Annotated in this window: 16 protein-coding genes and 1 riboswitch; of the genes, 6 read left to right on the top strand and 10 right to left on the bottom strand. The window is 73.0% G+C overall.

The window, feature by feature from the left end:
* The first annotated feature begins 83 nt into the window (after positions 1 to 83).
* The 3 genes from ACEQ2X_RS12370 to hypE are packed head-to-tail and all read left to right on the top strand — an operon-like array spanning position 84 to position 2,529.
* Positions 84 to 368, top strand: coding sequence for a HypC/HybG/HupF family hydrogenase formation chaperone (locus ACEQ2X_RS12370; protein ID WP_370326119.1), 285 nt, complete (start codon positions 84 to 86; stop codon positions 366 to 368).
* Positions 365 to 1,474, top strand: coding sequence for a hydrogenase formation protein HypD (hypD, locus tag ACEQ2X_RS12365; RefSeq protein ID WP_370326118.1), 1,110 nt, complete (start codon positions 365 to 367; stop codon positions 1,472 to 1,474). Before ACEQ2X_RS12370 ends, hypD begins: the two co-directional genes overlap by 4 nt.
* A complete protein-coding gene (gene hypE, locus ACEQ2X_RS12360; protein WP_370326117.1) occupies positions 1,471 to 2,529 on the top strand; it encodes a hydrogenase expression/formation protein HypE in 1,059 nt (352 codons plus the stop codon). The genes hypD and hypE overlap by 4 nt, the downstream gene beginning before the upstream one ends.
* Before the next feature lie 20 nt (positions 2,530 to 2,549).
* Here the strand turns inward: hypE and ACEQ2X_RS12355 are convergent, their stop codons facing one another.
* The 3 genes from ACEQ2X_RS12355 to ACEQ2X_RS12345 are packed head-to-tail and all read right to left on the bottom strand — an operon-like array spanning position 2,550 to position 4,344.
* Complete coding sequence (locus ACEQ2X_RS12355; RefSeq protein ID WP_370326116.1) at positions 2,550 to 3,092, bottom strand: SRPBCC family protein; 543 nt, start codon at positions 3,090 to 3,092, stop codon at positions 2,550 to 2,552.
* Positions 3,093 to 3,094: 2 nt separating this feature from the next.
* A complete protein-coding gene (locus tag ACEQ2X_RS12350) occupies positions 3,095 to 3,403 on the bottom strand; it encodes an ArsR/SmtB family transcription factor (protein ID WP_370326115.1) in 309 nt (102 codons plus the stop codon).
* Between the two features lie 50 nt (positions 3,404 to 3,453).
* Positions 3,454 to 4,344 (bottom strand): patatin-like phospholipase family protein, encoded by an 891-nt coding sequence (locus ACEQ2X_RS12345; RefSeq protein WP_370326114.1) that lies wholly within the window; start codon positions 4,342 to 4,344, stop codon positions 3,454 to 3,456.
* A gap of 229 nt (positions 4,345 to 4,573) precedes the next feature.
* Here ACEQ2X_RS12345 and ACEQ2X_RS12340 point away from each other — a divergent pair, with 229 nt between their 5' ends.
* Both ACEQ2X_RS12340 and ACEQ2X_RS12335 read left to right on the top strand, forming a co-directional pair.
* Positions 4,574 to 5,572, top strand: a complete 999-nt coding sequence (locus ACEQ2X_RS12340; protein WP_370326113.1) for a DUF559 domain-containing protein — start codon at positions 4,574 to 4,576, stop codon at positions 5,570 to 5,572.
* Between the two features lie 267 nt (positions 5,573 to 5,839).
* Positions 5,840 to 6,061: a DUF3072 domain-containing protein gene (locus ACEQ2X_RS12335; RefSeq protein ID WP_370326112.1), complete on the top strand. Its 222-nt coding sequence runs from the start codon at positions 5,840 to 5,842 to the stop codon at positions 6,059 to 6,061.
* Between the two features lie 6 nt (positions 6,062 to 6,067).
* Here the strand turns inward: ACEQ2X_RS12335 and ACEQ2X_RS12330 are convergent, their stop codons facing one another.
* The 6 genes from ACEQ2X_RS12330 to ACEQ2X_RS12305 all read right to left on the bottom strand — a co-directional run bounded on the left by ACEQ2X_RS12330 (position 6,068) and on the right by ACEQ2X_RS12305 (position 11,830).
* On the bottom strand, positions 6,068 to 6,814 hold the full coding sequence (locus tag ACEQ2X_RS12330) for a 3-hydroxybutyrate dehydrogenase (RefSeq protein ID WP_370326111.1): 747 nt from the start codon (positions 6,812 to 6,814) through the stop codon (positions 6,068 to 6,070).
* Between the two features lie 37 nt (positions 6,815 to 6,851).
* The gene (locus ACEQ2X_RS12325) at positions 6,852 to 7,766 is read right to left on the bottom strand and encodes an alpha/beta hydrolase (RefSeq protein ID WP_370326110.1); all 915 of its coding nucleotides are present in this window, start codon (positions 7,764 to 7,766) and stop codon (positions 6,852 to 6,854) included.
* Positions 7,763 to 8,428 (bottom strand): TetR/AcrR family transcriptional regulator, encoded by a 666-nt coding sequence (locus ACEQ2X_RS12320; RefSeq protein ID WP_370326109.1) that lies wholly within the window; start codon positions 8,426 to 8,428, stop codon positions 7,763 to 7,765. The genes ACEQ2X_RS12325 and ACEQ2X_RS12320 overlap by 4 nt, the downstream gene beginning before the upstream one ends.
* The gene (locus ACEQ2X_RS12315) at positions 8,425 to 9,906 is read right to left on the bottom strand and encodes an AMP-binding protein (protein ID WP_370326108.1); all 1,482 of its coding nucleotides are present in this window, start codon (positions 9,904 to 9,906) and stop codon (positions 8,425 to 8,427) included. The genes ACEQ2X_RS12320 and ACEQ2X_RS12315 overlap by 4 nt, the downstream gene beginning before the upstream one ends.
* Positions 9,907 to 9,956: 50 nt before the next feature.
* On the bottom strand, positions 9,957 to 11,012 hold the full coding sequence (locus ACEQ2X_RS12310) for an alpha/beta fold hydrolase (protein WP_370326107.1): 1,056 nt from the start codon (positions 11,010 to 11,012) through the stop codon (positions 9,957 to 9,959).
* 311 nt (positions 11,013 to 11,323) lie between these two features.
* Complete coding sequence (locus ACEQ2X_RS12305) at positions 11,324 to 11,830, bottom strand: metallophosphoesterase (RefSeq protein WP_370326106.1); 507 nt, start codon at positions 11,828 to 11,830, stop codon at positions 11,324 to 11,326.
* 66 nt (positions 11,831 to 11,896) lie between these two features.
* Positions 11,897 to 11,981, top strand: a riboswitch (ZMP/ZTP riboswitch).
* Positions 11,982 to 12,013: 32 nt separating this feature from the next.
* On the opposite strand from ACEQ2X_RS12305, the gene ACEQ2X_RS12300 reads away from it, so the two are divergent.
* Positions 12,014 to 13,468 (top strand): glycine hydroxymethyltransferase, encoded by a 1,455-nt coding sequence (locus ACEQ2X_RS12300; RefSeq protein ID WP_370326105.1) that lies wholly within the window; start codon positions 12,014 to 12,016, stop codon positions 13,466 to 13,468.
* Positions 13,469 to 13,484: 16 nt separating this feature from the next.
* On the opposite strand, the gene ACEQ2X_RS12295 is transcribed toward ACEQ2X_RS12300, so the two are convergent.
* Positions 13,485 to 14,108, bottom strand: a complete 624-nt coding sequence (locus ACEQ2X_RS12295; protein WP_370326104.1) for a TIGR00730 family Rossman fold protein — start codon at positions 14,106 to 14,108, stop codon at positions 13,485 to 13,487.
* Positions 14,109 to 14,146 lie beyond the last annotated feature (38 nt).

Genomic DNA, 14,146 nt, shown 5'->3' with positions numbered 1-14,146 from the left:
GCCGGACCGGGCCGATGGGCCTGTCCGCGAGGCCGGAGCCGGCGTAGCGTCCGTCCCCGTCACCAACGAGCGAGGTCGCTGCCATGTGCCTGGGCATCCCCGGCCGGATCATCGAGATCGGCGAGTCCGACGGGGCCCGGATGGGCCGGGTCGACTTCGACGGGATCGTCAAGGAGGTGTGCCTCGAGTACCTGCCGGAGCTCGAGGTCGGTGACTACACGATCGTCCACGTGGGCTTCGCGATCACCAAGCTCGACGAGGACAGCGCGATGGAGACCCTCGCGCTGATGCGCCGCCAGGGGGTCCTCGCCGAGGAGCTCGACCCCGCGGCGGCTGAGCGGGCGGCGGACTGGGGCGCCGGGACGTGAAGTACCTCACGGAGTTCCGGGACCCCGAGGTCGCCACCGGCCTGCTGGCCGAGATCGCGCGCACCGTGACCCGCCCGTGGGTGCTGATGGAGGTCTGCGGCGGCCAGACCCACTCCATCATCCGCAACGGCATCGACGTGCTGCTGCCCGACGAGGTCGAGCTGGTCCACGGGCCGGGCTGCCCGGTGTGCGTCACGCCGCTCGAGACGATCGACCGGGCCCTCGCCATCGCCGCCCAGCCCGGGGTGATCTTCTGCTCGTTCGGCGACATGCTGCGCGTGCCCGGGTCGACGACCGACCTGTTCAGCGTGAAGAGCCAGGGCGCGGACGTCCGGATCGTGTACTCACCCCTCGACGCCTACCGGATCGCGGCGGAGAACCCCGACAACCAGGTCGTGTTCTTCGGCGTCGGGTTCGAGACGACCGCCCCGGCCAACGCGATGGCGGTGCACCAGGCGCGGCGGAACGGGGTGGGGAACTTCTCGATGCTGGTGTCCCACGTGCTGGTGCCGCCGGCGATCGAGGCCATCCTCTCCTCGGCCACCAACCGGGTCCAGGCGTTCCTCGCGGCGGGGCACGTGTGCAGCGTCATGGGCACCTGGCAGTACGAGCCGATCGTCGAGCGCTGGGACGTCCCGATCGTCGTCACGGGCTTCGAGCCGGCCGACGTCCTCGACGGGATCCTCCGGGCGGTCCGCCAGCTGGAGGCCGTGCGGGCCGAGCTCGAGAACGGCTACCCGCGGGCGGTGACCCGCGAGGGGAACGTCGGCGCCCAGGCGATGCTCGAGGAGGTCTTCACCGTCGTCGACCGGACCTGGCGTGGCATCGGGACCATCCCCCAGAGCGGCTGGGCGCTGAGCGACGCGTACGCCGAGTTCGACGCGGCCGAGCGCTTCACCGTCACCGACATCCACACCGAGGAGTCGACGGCGTGCCGCGCCGGCGAGGTGCTGCAGGGGACCCTCAAGCCCACCGACTGCCCGGCGTTCGGGGTCGAGTGCACCCCCCGATCGCCGCTCGGGGCGACGATGGTGTCGTCGGAGGGGGCCTGCGCCGCCTACTTCACCTACGGCCGGTTCCACCAGATCGCCGGGACGGCACGATGAGCGCCGACCTCGACTTCGAGGGCGCGACCTGCCCCCTCCCCCTCCGCCAGTTCCCGCAGGTGGTCATGGGCCACGGCGGCGGCGGCAAGCTCTCGGCCGAGCTGGTCGAGCACCTCTTCGCCCCCGCGTTCGACTCGACGGTGCTGGACCGGCTGGGGGACTCCGCGGTGCTGGAGCGGCCCGCTGGCCGGATCGCGGTGTCCACCGACAGCTTCGTGGTGCAGCCGCTGTTCTTCCCCGGCGGGGACATCGGGCAGCTCGCCGTGCACGGGACCGTCAACGACGTGGCCATGTCCGGCGCGGTGCCCCAGCACCTCACCTGCGGGTTCATCCTGGAGGAGGGGTTCGGGCTCGACCAGCTCAACGCGATCGCCCTGTCGATGGCGGCCGCGGCCCGGCACGCCGGGGTGGAGCTGGTCGCGGGCGACACCAAGGTCGTCGACCGCGGGCACGGCGACGGGGTGTACATCACCACCACCGGGATCGGCGTGGTGCCCGACGGCGTCGACATCGGCCCGCACCGCGCCAGCCCCGGCGACAAGGTGATCGTGTCGGGGACGCTCGGGGACCACGGGATGGCGATCATGAGCCGGCGTGAGGGGCTCGAGTTCACCTCGGAGATCGCCTCGGACACCGCGGCCCTCAACCACGTCGTCGCCGACCTGCTCGCCGCCGCCCCCGACGTCCACGTGCTGCGCGACCCGACCCGCGGCGGGCTGGCGGCGACGTTGAACGAGATCGCCGCGGCCGCGCAGGTCGGCATCACCTACACCGAGGCGCTGCTGCCGGTCGACCGGCTCGTCGCCGCGGCCTGCGAGATGCTCGGCATGGACCCCGTCTACGTGGCGAACGAGGGGAAGCTCGTCGCGATCGTCCCGCCGGAGCAGGCCGACGCCGCGCTCGAGGCGATCCGCCGCCATCCCGAGGGCGAGCGGGCGGCCGTCATCGGCGAGGTGGTCGCCGACCACCCGGGCATGGTCGCCGCCCGCACCGGCATCGGCGGCACCCGCGTGGTGGACACCCAGATCGGTGCGCAGCTGCCGCGGATCTGCTAGCCGGCGTGGTCGGAGCCGGGTCAGCCGGTCGAGTCGAGCAGCGCGGCGTACCGGACCTCCAGCGGGCTGGGGTCGGCCGCGGCCAGGGGGGTGAGGTCTCCCCCGTCGAGCAGGACCTCCAGGTGGTCGAGGCAGACGTGGTACCCGGCGGCCTGGTCCGAGAGCGCCGGGTGGTCGTCCTGGTCCGCGGGCCAGGTCGTGAACGTCAGGCGTGTGCCATCGCCCTCGGAGGTCAGCTGCCAGTGGAGCAGGTCGCCGTCCCAGGTCCAGGTGAACTCCCGCGGCGGGTCCCACACCCGGATCTCGCCGGACAGGACGGGGTCGGCGATGTCGTGGGCCTCGACGTGGTCGGGCCAGAACGGCAGCTCGATCGCTGCCCCGGGCCGCCGCTCCCCCACGATGTCAGCGGGGAACCATGATCGCAGGTGCGCGGACTCGGTGATGGCCCGCCAGACCTTCTCCGGCGGGTGGGCGAGGTGGCGCTCGAACCGGAGGCCCGTCCGGCCGTCGGCCCGGACGACGGTCGCCATCGAGGCGTCCGGGCCGGTGGGGGCGGTGTCCATGGTCAGTCCTCCATCTGGTCGAGGTGGTCTTCGAGTGCGTCCAACCGGTCGCTCCAGAGCCGCCGGTAGGGGGCCAGCCAGGCGTCGAGCTCCCGCAGCGGCCGGAGCCGCAACCGGTACAGCCGGCGCTGGGCGTCCGGTCGGGCGGTGACGAAGCCGGCCTCCCGGAGCACCCGCAGGTGCTTGGAGACGGTCGGCTGGGTCAGGCCGAGGTCCTCGACCAGGTCCGAGACCGGACGCTCGCCGTCGCGGAGCAGGTCCAGGATCCGCCGGCGGCTGGCATCGGCCAGGACGTCGAACGTCGTGGGCATGACGCCTAATATGCTTCTATAGCTATATAGCTGTCAAGCGATTCACCGGATCACGGCCAGTCGTCGAGCCACGGCGACTCGTCGAGCACCCTGGCGGCCTGCTGACGACCGGAGGTGATCAGCTCGTCGGTGCGGGCACCGAAGTCGAGGCCCAGGTGCGGCGTGAGCTGCGCAGGATCCGGCGAGATGACCTTCCACTCCACGTGGCGGTATCCGTCGATGCGGTTGCGGGCGCCCGCGAGCTTCAGGTCCGTGTGCAGGATGTGGTCGAACATCGTGTCGACCAGCACCGCCGCGGCGTGGCCGAGCGACTCGCGGCCGCGGGCGGGGCGCTTGACGTCGATGGCCTCGACCACGATCAGGCGGGTCGCGCCCATGTGGATGGCCGGCGACAGCGGCGTGTTGGAGATGACCCCGCCGTCCCAGTAGGCCGTCCCCCCGATCTCGACGGGGGTGAACAGCAGGGGGATGGCCGACGACGCGAGCAGGTGGTCGACGGTGATCGGGTCGACGACCTGGTAGTCGGCGTGGTCCGGCGCGTGGGGTGGGCGGCGGTTCACGAAGGTCGTCGTCGAGCCGTCCGCGATGTCGACGGCGGTCACCGCGATGTCGGCGAGCGGCTCGCGGATGACCTCGTCACCGAGGATGTCGGCCACCACGCCGTGCTGGACCCGCGTGTCCATCAGCCAGGACCACCCGACGCTGCCGAGGAGCCGGTCGGCGATCCCGCTCCCCTCCCACAGGCCCTCGGGTCTGGCGAGGCGCCACAGGTCCAGCCGCGGTCGGGCGACCTGCCAGGGCCGGAGCGAGCGCCACGCCTCGATCAGCGCGTCGGTCGGCACGCCGCCGGCGATCGCCCCGGCGTTGAGCGCTCCGGCGGACGTCCCGGCCACCACGTCCGGGCTGATCCCCCGGTCCCGCAGCTCCGCGATCACGCCCACCTCGAACGCCCCGAACGCCCTCGTTCGAACTCTCGGTGCACCTAGCGCCGTTCACCTGAGGGGTCGGGCGCACCGAGAGTCGCCCCGGGGCCTGTCCAGCACCGGCACAGAGCAGATCCACGACGCCTGGGTGACCGCGGTCACTGCACCGAGAGTCAGGGGAGGGAGTTGTCCACACCCTGGAGCAACTCGTCCGCGCCGGATCCGCCGCACCCGCGACGCTCGGCTGATGCTGCCCAGGGCCGCCGCGGAGGCCTTCGCCCGCGCTCCCGGGAGGATCCTGTCCACCCGTGAGCTCGTCCGGCTCGGGTTCCACCGGACGCAGCCGGCCGGGTGGGTCGTGGACGGCCTCGCAGAGCGCCTGCTCCACGGCATCTACCGCGACGCCGACGGCGAGGTGCCCGACGACCAGTGCCTCCACCTGGCGACCCGCTACATCGGCCAGCGCGCCACGACCCCGGACGTGCCGGCTGTCTTCTCCGGTGCGCCGGTGCTGGCCCTCGAGCGTGTGGAGGGGTTCGAGCTGCCCTGCCGCCCGCTCGTGCTCGTCGCCGGCGGCCGCGACCCGCGCTCCACACCGCAGGCGTTCTCCCGCCGTCGGGTCGATCTGGCCGAGGTCGCCGTCCGCCACCTGCTGGGCCACCCGACCACCTTCCCCGACCGCGCGGTCGCCGACGCCGCGCTGGACCGCGACCTGTCGGACCGGCAGATCCGGACGGCGGTGGACCAGCTGCGGTGGGACCGGAAGCTCTGGCTGCCGGACGCGGTGGCCACCTGGCAGGCCCTCGGCCACGCGGGCGCCCGCCGGCTGGTCGCGCTGTACGACGCGGGCGCCTTCGACCAGGAGAGCGAGGGCGAGCGGAGGGCCTTCCGCCTCCTCTTCGAGGACCACCCACCCCTCCCCGACTGCCAGGTCGTGATCGTCGGCCAGCTGCGGGTGGACTTCGTGTTCCTCTCGGCGATGTTGATCATCGAGTACCACGGCAACCCGCACGACGGCCGGACCGAGGCGGACGCGACCCGCCGGCACGCCCTCGAGCGCTTGGGGTACCGCGTCATCGTCGTGACCAAGTCGATGCTGGCGGACGCCGGCGGGCTGGCGCGGTTCATCCACACCGAGCGGGTGCACCGCGAGCAGCTCGTCGCCGCCGGCGCCCTCCCACGGGCCCCGCTGCCGATCCAACCGCCGCGGCGCCTCCCGCTCCGCACCCTCCACCCCGCGGGCTGAGGGCGCCGGGGTGCCCGTCGGCGTCACCTCGCCCCTCCCCTCGCCCGGTCGCCCGATCGAACTCTCGGTGCACCTAACGCCGTTCAGCTGCGACGGGGACCGCACCGACCGTCGAGGAAGCGCAGGTCAGGACCGCACCCGCGCCGGCACACCCACGCACTGACCCGGGTCAGTGCACTGAGAGTCCGGCCGGACCCGGACGGACCCGGACCAGTCCCGGTAGACGAACGTGTGTTCGCCACTGCGGATCCTGGGTAGGACCACGGCATGGACGACACCACCACGAACCCCGATCCGGCCCGGTCCAACACCGAGAAGGACCCCGCGCAGTGGGTCTCCGGCGACGAGCCGATGACCGGCGCGCAGCAGTCCTACCTGACCACCCTGGCTGAGGAGACCGGCAGGGAGATCCCGGCCGACCTCACGAAGGCGCAGGCCTCCGAGCTGATCGACGAGCTGCAGGCCCAGTCCGACCGGGTGGAGGGGTAGGGGCAGCTACCGCGCGGTCCAGCCACCGTCCACCGTCCACGAGGCGCCGTTGACCATCCCGGCGGCGTCCGTGCAGAGGTAGGCGGCGAGCTCGGCGACCTCCTCGGGCTCGATCAGCCGCTTGACGGCCGGCTCGGTCAGCATGATCTCCTCGACGACCCGGTCCTCGGAGATGCCGTGCGTCCGGGCCTGGTCGGCGATCTGGGCCTCCACCAACGCGGTCCGGACGTAGGCGGGGTTGATGCAGTTCGAGGTGACCCCGTGCGGTCCGCCCTCCTGGGCCAAGACCTTGCTCAGCCCCTCCAGCCCGTGCTTGGCCGCCACGTACGCGGCCTTGTACGGCGACGCCCGGAGCCCGTGCACCGACGAGATGTTGATGATCCGCCCCCACCCGCGGTCGTACATGCCCGTGACCACCTGCCGGGCCAGGACGAACGGCGCGGTGAGCATGACGGCGATGATGGTCTCCCACCGCTCGAGGGGGAAGTCCTGCACCGGGTCGACGTGCTGCAGGCCGGCGTTGTTGACGAGGACGTCGACCTCGAGATCCAACCGGGCCACCGCGTCCGCGTCGGACAGGTCGACCACGATCGGGTCGCCGTCGACCTCGTCGGCGATCGCCTCGACCCCCTCGTCGTCGATGTCGATCGCGACCACGGCCGCGCCGGCTGCCGCGAGCCGACGTGCGCACGCCGCGCCGATCCCGCTGGCCGCGCCGGTCACCGCCGCGGTCCGTCCCTCCAGGTCTGCCATGTGGGTCGGTCCTCCCTGCCTCGTCTGACGCACGTCGTCAGGCTCGCACCGCCTCGGCCACCGCAGCCGCGACGGCGGCCGCCCCGTGCGGGCTCATGCCTATCGTGAAGTGGTTGGTGTCGGCCACGAGCCGCACCTCGATCGAGTCCTGCCCACCGAGCAGCGCGTTCACGCGCGCCGGCGGGTACAGGCCCTCGGGGCCGTCGAGCATCCCCCGCTCGGCGTGGAGGAACGTGATCGGCGTCCCGGCGGCCGCCGCGTCGACAACCGCGGTCCGCAACGCGGTCGAGGTGAGGGTGTCGCGGCCGTCCTCGATCACCCGGTCGCGGTCGACGCACGAACGCCACGTCCCCTCCCCCGTGGGCACGAGGTCGTGGTCCGCGTAGGCCTCGACCAGGTCAGGGGGGACCGCGGCGAAGGAGGGGTGGCCGGCCCAGAACGCCCGGTAGGTCGCGCGATCGGGGTAGCGCTCGGCGAGCCGGGCCAGTGAGGGGCCGATGATCGCCCCGAGCGCCGCTTCGACGTCGACGTCCGCCGGCAGGTCGTCGCCGAGCGGCGGTCCCCCGTCGACCAGCACCACCCGATAGGCGCGGGAGGGGTGGCGGACCGCCGCGGTCGCGACCACGAACCCGCCCATCGAGTGGCCGACCAGCACCGCGTCCTCCACTCCCGCGTGGTCCAGCACCGCCATCAGGTCCTCGGCGTGCCGGGCCATCGACGACGGCCCCGGCAAGTCCGCGGACCGACCCCTCCCCCGCAGGTCGGGGGCGAGGAGGCGGATCCCCTCCGCGGCCAACCGCTCGCCGACGGGACGCCAGAACACGTGGGAGGAGGTGATGCCGTGGGCGGCGACGACGACCGGCCCGTCGGGTGGACCCCAGGACCAGACCGCGAGGTGGCCGCCGTCGACGGGGACGGTGAACGCCGCGGTCGTCGATGTGGATCCGGTCACGCGTCCCCTCCCAGCCCTCGGGTGATGAAGGCGACGACCTGGTCGAGGACCGCGTCGGGCACCTCGTCGGTCTCGCCCCACATGGTCCAGCGCATGCCGATCAGCTCGCCGATGCCCATCAGCGCCCACGCAGCGACCTCGGGGTCGACGTCAGCGGCGATCTCCCCGTCGGCCTGGGCGGCACGGAGCCCGTCGACGTACCCGGCGGCGATCCGGTCGTAGTGGCGGTGCAGGGCGGCGGGTGAGGCGAACTCGGCCTGCCGGATGATCCGGTACAGCGCCCGGTGCTCGGCGGTGAAGGTGAAGAAGCCCTTGAAGCCCAGCCGCTCCCGCTCGGCGCGGGTGCGGCCGCGGGCGGCGGACTCGCTCATCGCGTGGCGCACCCGGCGGTTGAGGTCGTCGACCAGCTCGTCGAACACCGCCTGCTTGGTGTCGAAGTAGCGGTAGAAGGTGCCGATCGACACGCCGGCGGACTCGGTGATCTTGACGATCGACGCGTCCTCCCAGCCGAGCGTGGCGAAGCAGGTCTCGGCCGCGTCGAGCAGCCGCCGGCGGGTGGCCTCACCGCGGGCGGACAGCGCCTTGCCGTCGGTGCCGATGGGGGCGGCCTCCTGCTCCACGGCCCACGGGCCGGTGCTCAGGCGCGACTCGCTGGTGCTCATGAGGCGTCTCCCCGCCGTAGCGCGGTCTTCTGGACCTTGCCGACCGCGGAGCGCGGCAGCTCGTCCACGAACACCACGTCGCGGGGGACCTTGTAGCCGGCCAGGCGCGCCCGGCAGGACGCCCGCAGCTCCTCTGCGGAGGCGGTGGCACCGGCCCGGCGCACGACGTGGGCGCGCCCGACCTCCCCCCAGCGGTCGTCGGGGACGCCGACGACGGCGACCTCGACCACGTCGGGGTGCTCGGCCAGGGCGGCCTCGACCTCGGCGGGGTAGACGTTCTCGCCCCCGGAGACGTACAGGTCGGTGGTGCGGTCGACGATGCGGTAGAAGCCCTCGGCGTCCCGCTCGGCGACGTCGCCGGTCAGCAGCCACCCGTCGTCGTAGGCCGCGGCGGTCGCCTCTGGGTTGCGCCAGTAGCCGGCGAAGGTGGCGGGACCGCGGACGCACAGCTCACCCCTCCCCTCCCCCTCCACCGGGGTGCCGTCGGCGGCGCGCAGCGCGACCTCGACGTGCGGGTAGGGGCGCCCGGCGAAGCCGAGGCGGTCCGCGACGTGCTCGGCGGAGAGGCACAGCACGTTCGGCGCCGCTTCGGTCAGGCCGTAGCCCTGGAGGAGGGCGACACCGCGCTCGTGGTAGGTCCGCAGGAGCTTCTCGGCGATCGGCGCGCCGCCGACGACGGCCTGGCGGAGGCTCGACAGGTCGGTGGTCGCGAACGTGGCCTCCTCGGCCATGAACAGGTACGTCGCCGGCACCCCCATCATCGTGGTGACGCGGTGCGCGGCGATCTGGGTGAGCGCGCGGGCGGGGTCGAAGTCGGGCTCGAGGACCACCGTGGCGCCCTTCCACCAGGCGAGCAGCGGCTGGACGTTCCACCCGCCGACGTGGAACTGCGGCAGCACCTGCAGGACGGTGTCGGTCGTGGTGACGTCGACCACCCGGTCGAGGGACAGGTTGGTCCAGAAGCAGTTGGCGTGGGTCAGCACCGCACCCTTGGGCCGACCGGTGGTGCCGGAGGTGTAGACCAGCAGCAGCGGATCGTGGTCGGTCGCCGCCGACCCGATCGGGCCGTCGCCGTGCAACGCGGCGAGGTCGGTGAGGGGGTGGGTGGCCACCCGACGGCCGGCGGCGGCGACCGCGGCGGCGCCCAGGTCGGCCTGCCCGGGACCGGTCAGGAGCAGCGCCGGCTCGCTGTCGTCGAGCTGCCAGGCCAGTTCGGGGGCGGTCAGGCGGGGGTTGAGGGGGACGAGCACCAGGCCGGCGGTCGCGCAGGCGAACAGCACCTCGACGTGCTCGGGCCGGTTGGTCGTGAGGACCGCGACCCGGTCGCCGTGGCGGATCCCCCGCTCGACCAGCCCGGCAGCGAGCGCGCGGGCCGCGGTGTGCAGCTCGGCGTAGGTGGTGGTGGTGTCGCCGAAGCGGATCGCCACCCGCTCGGGCGTGGCCACGGCACGGTCGCGGAGCCAGCGGCCGACGACCATGTCGTCGGCGCGAGGCTGGCCCGCGGACGGTGCTGCCGGTGGCGGTGGGCTCACGACGCCGGCTCTGGCCGCGCCGCCGCCTGCAGGTGGTCGGCGAGCAGCTCGGCGAAGCGGTGGGGGTGCTGGGTGAAGATGAAGTGGCCGGCGTCGGTCCAGCCCTCCTCGCGGACCGTCGCGCCGCCGGCGGCGTGGCGCTCGAGCACCGCGCGCATCTGGGTGACCATCGGCTGGGGCGGGTGGACGTCCGCCCCGGGCCACCCCGGCACCGCGCCATCCTCGCCGAGGGTCCCGAAGTCCAACATCGACCGCTCGTTGACGACCATGTCCGCCGCACCGTGGACCCACAGCACCGGCACCGCCAGGCCCGCCGTGCCGAAGCCGGACAGGTCGAAGTGCTTCGGGCTGATCGCGTTCAGGATCCCCCGGTCCCCGGGCGCGACCCCGGGCCAGTTGTCCGACGGCACCGAGTCCCCCGGGTAGTGGTCGTCACCGACCGCGGCGGCCAGGATCCCGTCGACGATGAGGTCCTCGTCCCGGATGTCGTCCGGGGAGGGGAAGAAGATCGACCGGGTCACCGACCGCGGGGACGCGGGGTGGTCGCCGCCGCGCTCCTGCTCGCGCATGAGGCGGACGAGCTCGGGGTTGGCCCCTCCCCCGCCCGAGCCGGCGAAGTCCGGGGTGGTCGGGCTGCCGTCGGGCAAGGTGGCCCCGAACCCGTACGGGCTGATGGGGGCGACGAGGGTGAGGGACCGCACCGCCTCGGGCCGGTCCAGGGCGATCTGCATGACCACCCCGCCGCCCATGGAGTGCCCGACCAGGTGGACCGGGCCGAGGTCGAGCGCGTCGATCGCGGCGGTCACGTCGTCGGCCAGGTCCCGGACGCCGCGGGTGGCGTCGACCGGGCGCGGCGGGGTGGACCCGAACCCGCGCTGGTCGACGGCGACGGCGCGGAAGCCCTCGCCGAGCAGATCGGCCTGCTCGTCGAAGATCCGCGCGTCGGAGAGGTTGCCGTGGACGAACACGACCGGCTCGCCGGCGGTCCGGCCGTCGGTACGGACGTTGACGGGCCCGACGGCGGTGTCGAGCAGCTGGGCGGTCATGGTCATCGCGGGGTCCGATCATCCGACGGAGGTGTGGACGGACATCGTTCCTGAGAGGTGATTCACCTGTCAATCCCCGCGTGATCCCTGGGATGGATTCGACATCGTGGTCGCGCGGCCCGGGATGGAATCGACACCCAGGAACGGGAGGGGGAGGGGTGGCCAGACACCATGTGCCTCAGTCGTTCGTCCTGATCACTCCGGTGGTCATGAGCAACAGGGTCCCGTGTCGAATCCATTCGGGCGGTGACCACCACGACGGCACGGAGATGTCGAATCCATCCCGTGGGCCGGTTGACCAGCCGACGCGCGCCAGATCAGGCCGAGTGGATGGGGATGATCTCTCGGCGCACGACCGCGCCGTCGGCCAGGACCAGGCGGCCGCAGGTGGCGACCGGTTGGCGCCGGCGCTGGGTGGGAGATCCGGGGTTGAAGAGGATCTGGCCGTCGACGCCGACGGTGTCCCAGGGGATGTGGCTGTGGCCGAAGACGACGACGCCGGCGGTCGGGAACATGCGGTGCAGGCGTGCCTCACGGCCCTTCGCCGGCCCGCTGTCGTGGACCATCGCGACCGCCACGCCGGCGAGGTCGAGCTCGAGGCGCTCGGGCAGCTCCTCCTCAAGCCCCCGGTCGTTGTTGCCCAGGACGGCGTGGACGGCTGCGTACCGGCCGAGGACGTCCAGCACCGCGCGGTCGGTGATGTCGCCGGCGTGCAGGATCACGTCGGCGGACTTGCACAGCGCGTAGACCTCCGGCGGCAGGTCCTCGGCGCGGGCAGCGGTGCGGTGGGTGTCGGCGATGACGGCGACCTGGAGCTCGGGCATCGTCGGCGTCCTACCCCGCCGTCGGACCCGCTCGACACCCCCCGGCGGCCCTGACTACGCTGTGGCCTGCTCGGCCGTGACTGGCGCACGGGTGGATCTGACCACCGGGGAGCGGCCCGAGCTCCACACGCCGCGCGCCTGGGCACCGCACCACGCAACCCACCACGCCAGCGAGGAGTCCCCGTGTCCCCCTCCCCAGAAAGTCGCTCCCCAGAGGGCCCGTCCCTCGAGAGCACCGCCTACCGCGCCAGCCTCGACGTCATCGGCGGCACCGACCCGCAGGTCGCTGACATGATCCGCGGCGAGTTGGGCAACCAGCGCAGCCAGCTCAAGCTGATCGCCAGCGAGAACTACGCCTCACCCGCCGTCCTGCTCGCGATGGGCAACTGGCTCAGCGACAAGTACGCCGAAGGCACCCCCGGCCACCGGTTCTACGCCGGCTGTGAGTGGGTCGACGAGGTCGAGTCGCTGGCCGCAGATCGCGCCCGTCAGCTGTTCGGGGCCGACCACGCCTACGTCCAGCCGCACTCGGGCATCGACGCGAACCTGGTCGCGTTCTGGTCGATCCTGTCCGCCCGCGTCGAGGCGCCCGCGCTGGCCGACCACGGCGTGAAGAACGTCGCCGCCCTCGACGAGGACGACTGGGAGGACCTCCGCCACCGCCTCAACGACCAGCGGATGCTCGGGATGTCGCTCGACGCCGGCGGGCACCTGACCCACGGGTTCCGGCCGAACATCTCCGGCAAGCTGTTCCACCAGCGGTCCTACGGCGTCGACCCCCAGACCGGGCAGATCGACTACGACGACGTCGCGCGGATGGCCAGGGAGTTCCGGCCGCTGATCATCGTCGCCGGCTACTCCGCCTACCCGCGGCTGATCGACTTCGCGCGGATGCGCGAGATCGCCGACGAGGTCGATGCCACGCTGATGGTCGACATGGCCCACTTCGCGGGGCTGGTGGCCGGCAAGGTCTTCACCGGCGACCACGATCCGGTCGCCCACGCGCCGGTCGTGACCACGACGACGCACAAGTCGCTCCGCGGGCCGCGCGGGGGGATGGTGCTGTGCACCGAGGAGTTCGCCCCGTTCGTCGACCGCGGCTGCCCGCTCGTGCTCGGCGGCCCGATGCCGCACGTGATGGCGGCCAAGGCGGTGGCGTTCGCCGAGGCGCTGACCGAGGAGTTCCGCACCTACGCCGGCCGGATCGTCGACAACGCGAAGGCGCTGGCGGAGGCGCTGGCCAAGCGGGACGTGACCGTCGTCAGCGGCGGGACCGACAACCACCTCGTGCTGATCGACACGGCCACGTCGTTCGACCTGACCGGCCGGCAGGCCGAGCAGGCGCTGCTCGACGCGGGCGTCGTGACGAACCGCAACTCGATCCCGGCCGACCCGAACGGCGCCTGGTACACCTCCGGCGTCCGCATCGGGACCCCGGCGGTCACGACCCTCGGCATGGGGACCGCGGAGATGGACGAGGTCGCCGACATCATCGCGACCGCGCTGTCCGCGACCACGCCGTCGTCGGAGTCCCAGGCCCGCTACGACCTCCCGGCGTCGACCGCGGAGGGGTGCCGCTCGCGTGCGGCGGACCTCCTGGCCCGCCACCCCCTCTACCCGGAGCTGGACCTGGGCTGACCCTGAGGTCTGGGGCTCAGCGCTCGCTGCGGTCCAGCCACTTGCTGGTGTCCGGCGGCTGCCAGGCAGCGAGCAGGTCGAGGACCTGGTCCGCGTCGGCCGCCGTCACCACCATGTCGCGGTGCGCCTGGGCGACGAAGCGCTGGGCGACCGCCCGGTCCATGAACTGGATGAGGGGCGCGAAGTACCCGTCGACGTCGACGATCCCGCACGGCTTGGTGTGGATCCCCAGCTGGGTCCAGGTGAGCGCCTCGAAGAACTCGTCCAGGGTCCCGAACCCGCCGGGGAGCATCACGAAGCCGTCGACCAGGTCGGCCATCAGCGCCTTGCGGTCGTGCATGGTCTCGACGACGTCGAGGCGGGTCAGCCCGCCGTGGCCGACCTCCCGGTCCATGAGGGCGCGGGTGATCACCCCGTGGACCTCGCCGCCCTCGGCCAGGACCGTGTCGGCGATCACCCCCATCAGCCCGACCCGGCCCCCGCCGTAGACCAGGCGGATGTCACGCCGCGCGAGGGCCCGGCCGAGCGCGGCGGCACCCTCGGCGAAGGACTCCCGGGCGCCCGGGCTGGACCCGCAGTAGACGGCGACGGCACGCAGGCGGGTTCGTGTGCGGCCTGGGGCGGTGGAGGGGTCGGTCATGGCCGGACCCAGGGTGCCGCGCCCGACCGGCGGTGGCC

It is taken from the genome of Euzebya sp. (assembly GCF_964222135.1).
GTDB lineage: Bacteria > Actinomycetota > Nitriliruptoria > Euzebyales > Euzebyaceae > Euzebya.
This window is presented reverse-complemented; position numbering and strand designations above follow the sequence as displayed.

What these genes read in the sequence shown, in the direction of transcription:
- ACEQ2X_RS12295 (WP_370326104.1), bottom strand. Translation starts at nt 14,108, where the DNA reads ATGACCGACCCCTCCACCGCCCCAGGCCGCACACGAACCCGCCTGCGT.
- ACEQ2X_RS12355 (WP_370326116.1), bottom strand. Translation starts at nt 3,092, where the DNA reads ATGGACACCGCCCCCACCGGCCCGGACGCCTCGATGGCGACCGTCGTC.
- ACEQ2X_RS12350 (WP_370326115.1), bottom strand. Translation starts at nt 3,403, where the DNA reads ATGCCCACGACGTTCGACGTCCTGGCCGATGCCAGCCGCCGGCGGATC.
- ACEQ2X_RS12330 (WP_370326111.1), bottom strand. Translation starts at nt 6,814, where the DNA reads ATGGCAGACCTGGAGGGACGGACCGCGGCGGTGACCGGCGCGGCCAGC.
- ACEQ2X_RS12340 (WP_370326113.1), top strand. Translation starts at nt 4,574, where the DNA reads ATGCTGCCCAGGGCCGCCGCGGAGGCCTTCGCCCGCGCTCCCGGGAGG.
- hypE (WP_370326117.1), top strand. Translation starts at nt 1,471, where the DNA reads ATGAGCGCCGACCTCGACTTCGAGGGCGCGACCTGCCCCCTCCCCCTC.
- ACEQ2X_RS12320 (WP_370326109.1), bottom strand. Translation starts at nt 8,428, where the DNA reads ATGAGCACCAGCGAGTCGCGCCTGAGCACCGGCCCGTGGGCCGTGGAG.
- ACEQ2X_RS12305 (WP_370326106.1), bottom strand. Translation starts at nt 11,830, where the DNA reads ATGCCCGAGCTCCAGGTCGCCGTCATCGCCGACACCCACCGCACCGCT.
- ACEQ2X_RS12335 (WP_370326112.1), top strand. Translation starts at nt 5,840, where the DNA reads ATGGACGACACCACCACGAACCCCGATCCGGCCCGGTCCAACACCGAG.
- ACEQ2X_RS12310 (WP_370326107.1), bottom strand. Translation starts at nt 11,012, where the DNA reads ATGACCATGACCGCCCAGCTGCTCGACACCGCCGTCGGGCCCGTCAAC.
- ACEQ2X_RS12315 (WP_370326108.1), bottom strand. Translation starts at nt 9,906, where the DNA reads ATGGTCGTCGGCCGCTGGCTCCGCGACCGTGCCGTGGCCACGCCCGAG.
- ACEQ2X_RS12370 (WP_370326119.1), top strand. Translation starts at nt 84, where the DNA reads ATGTGCCTGGGCATCCCCGGCCGGATCATCGAGATCGGCGAGTCCGAC.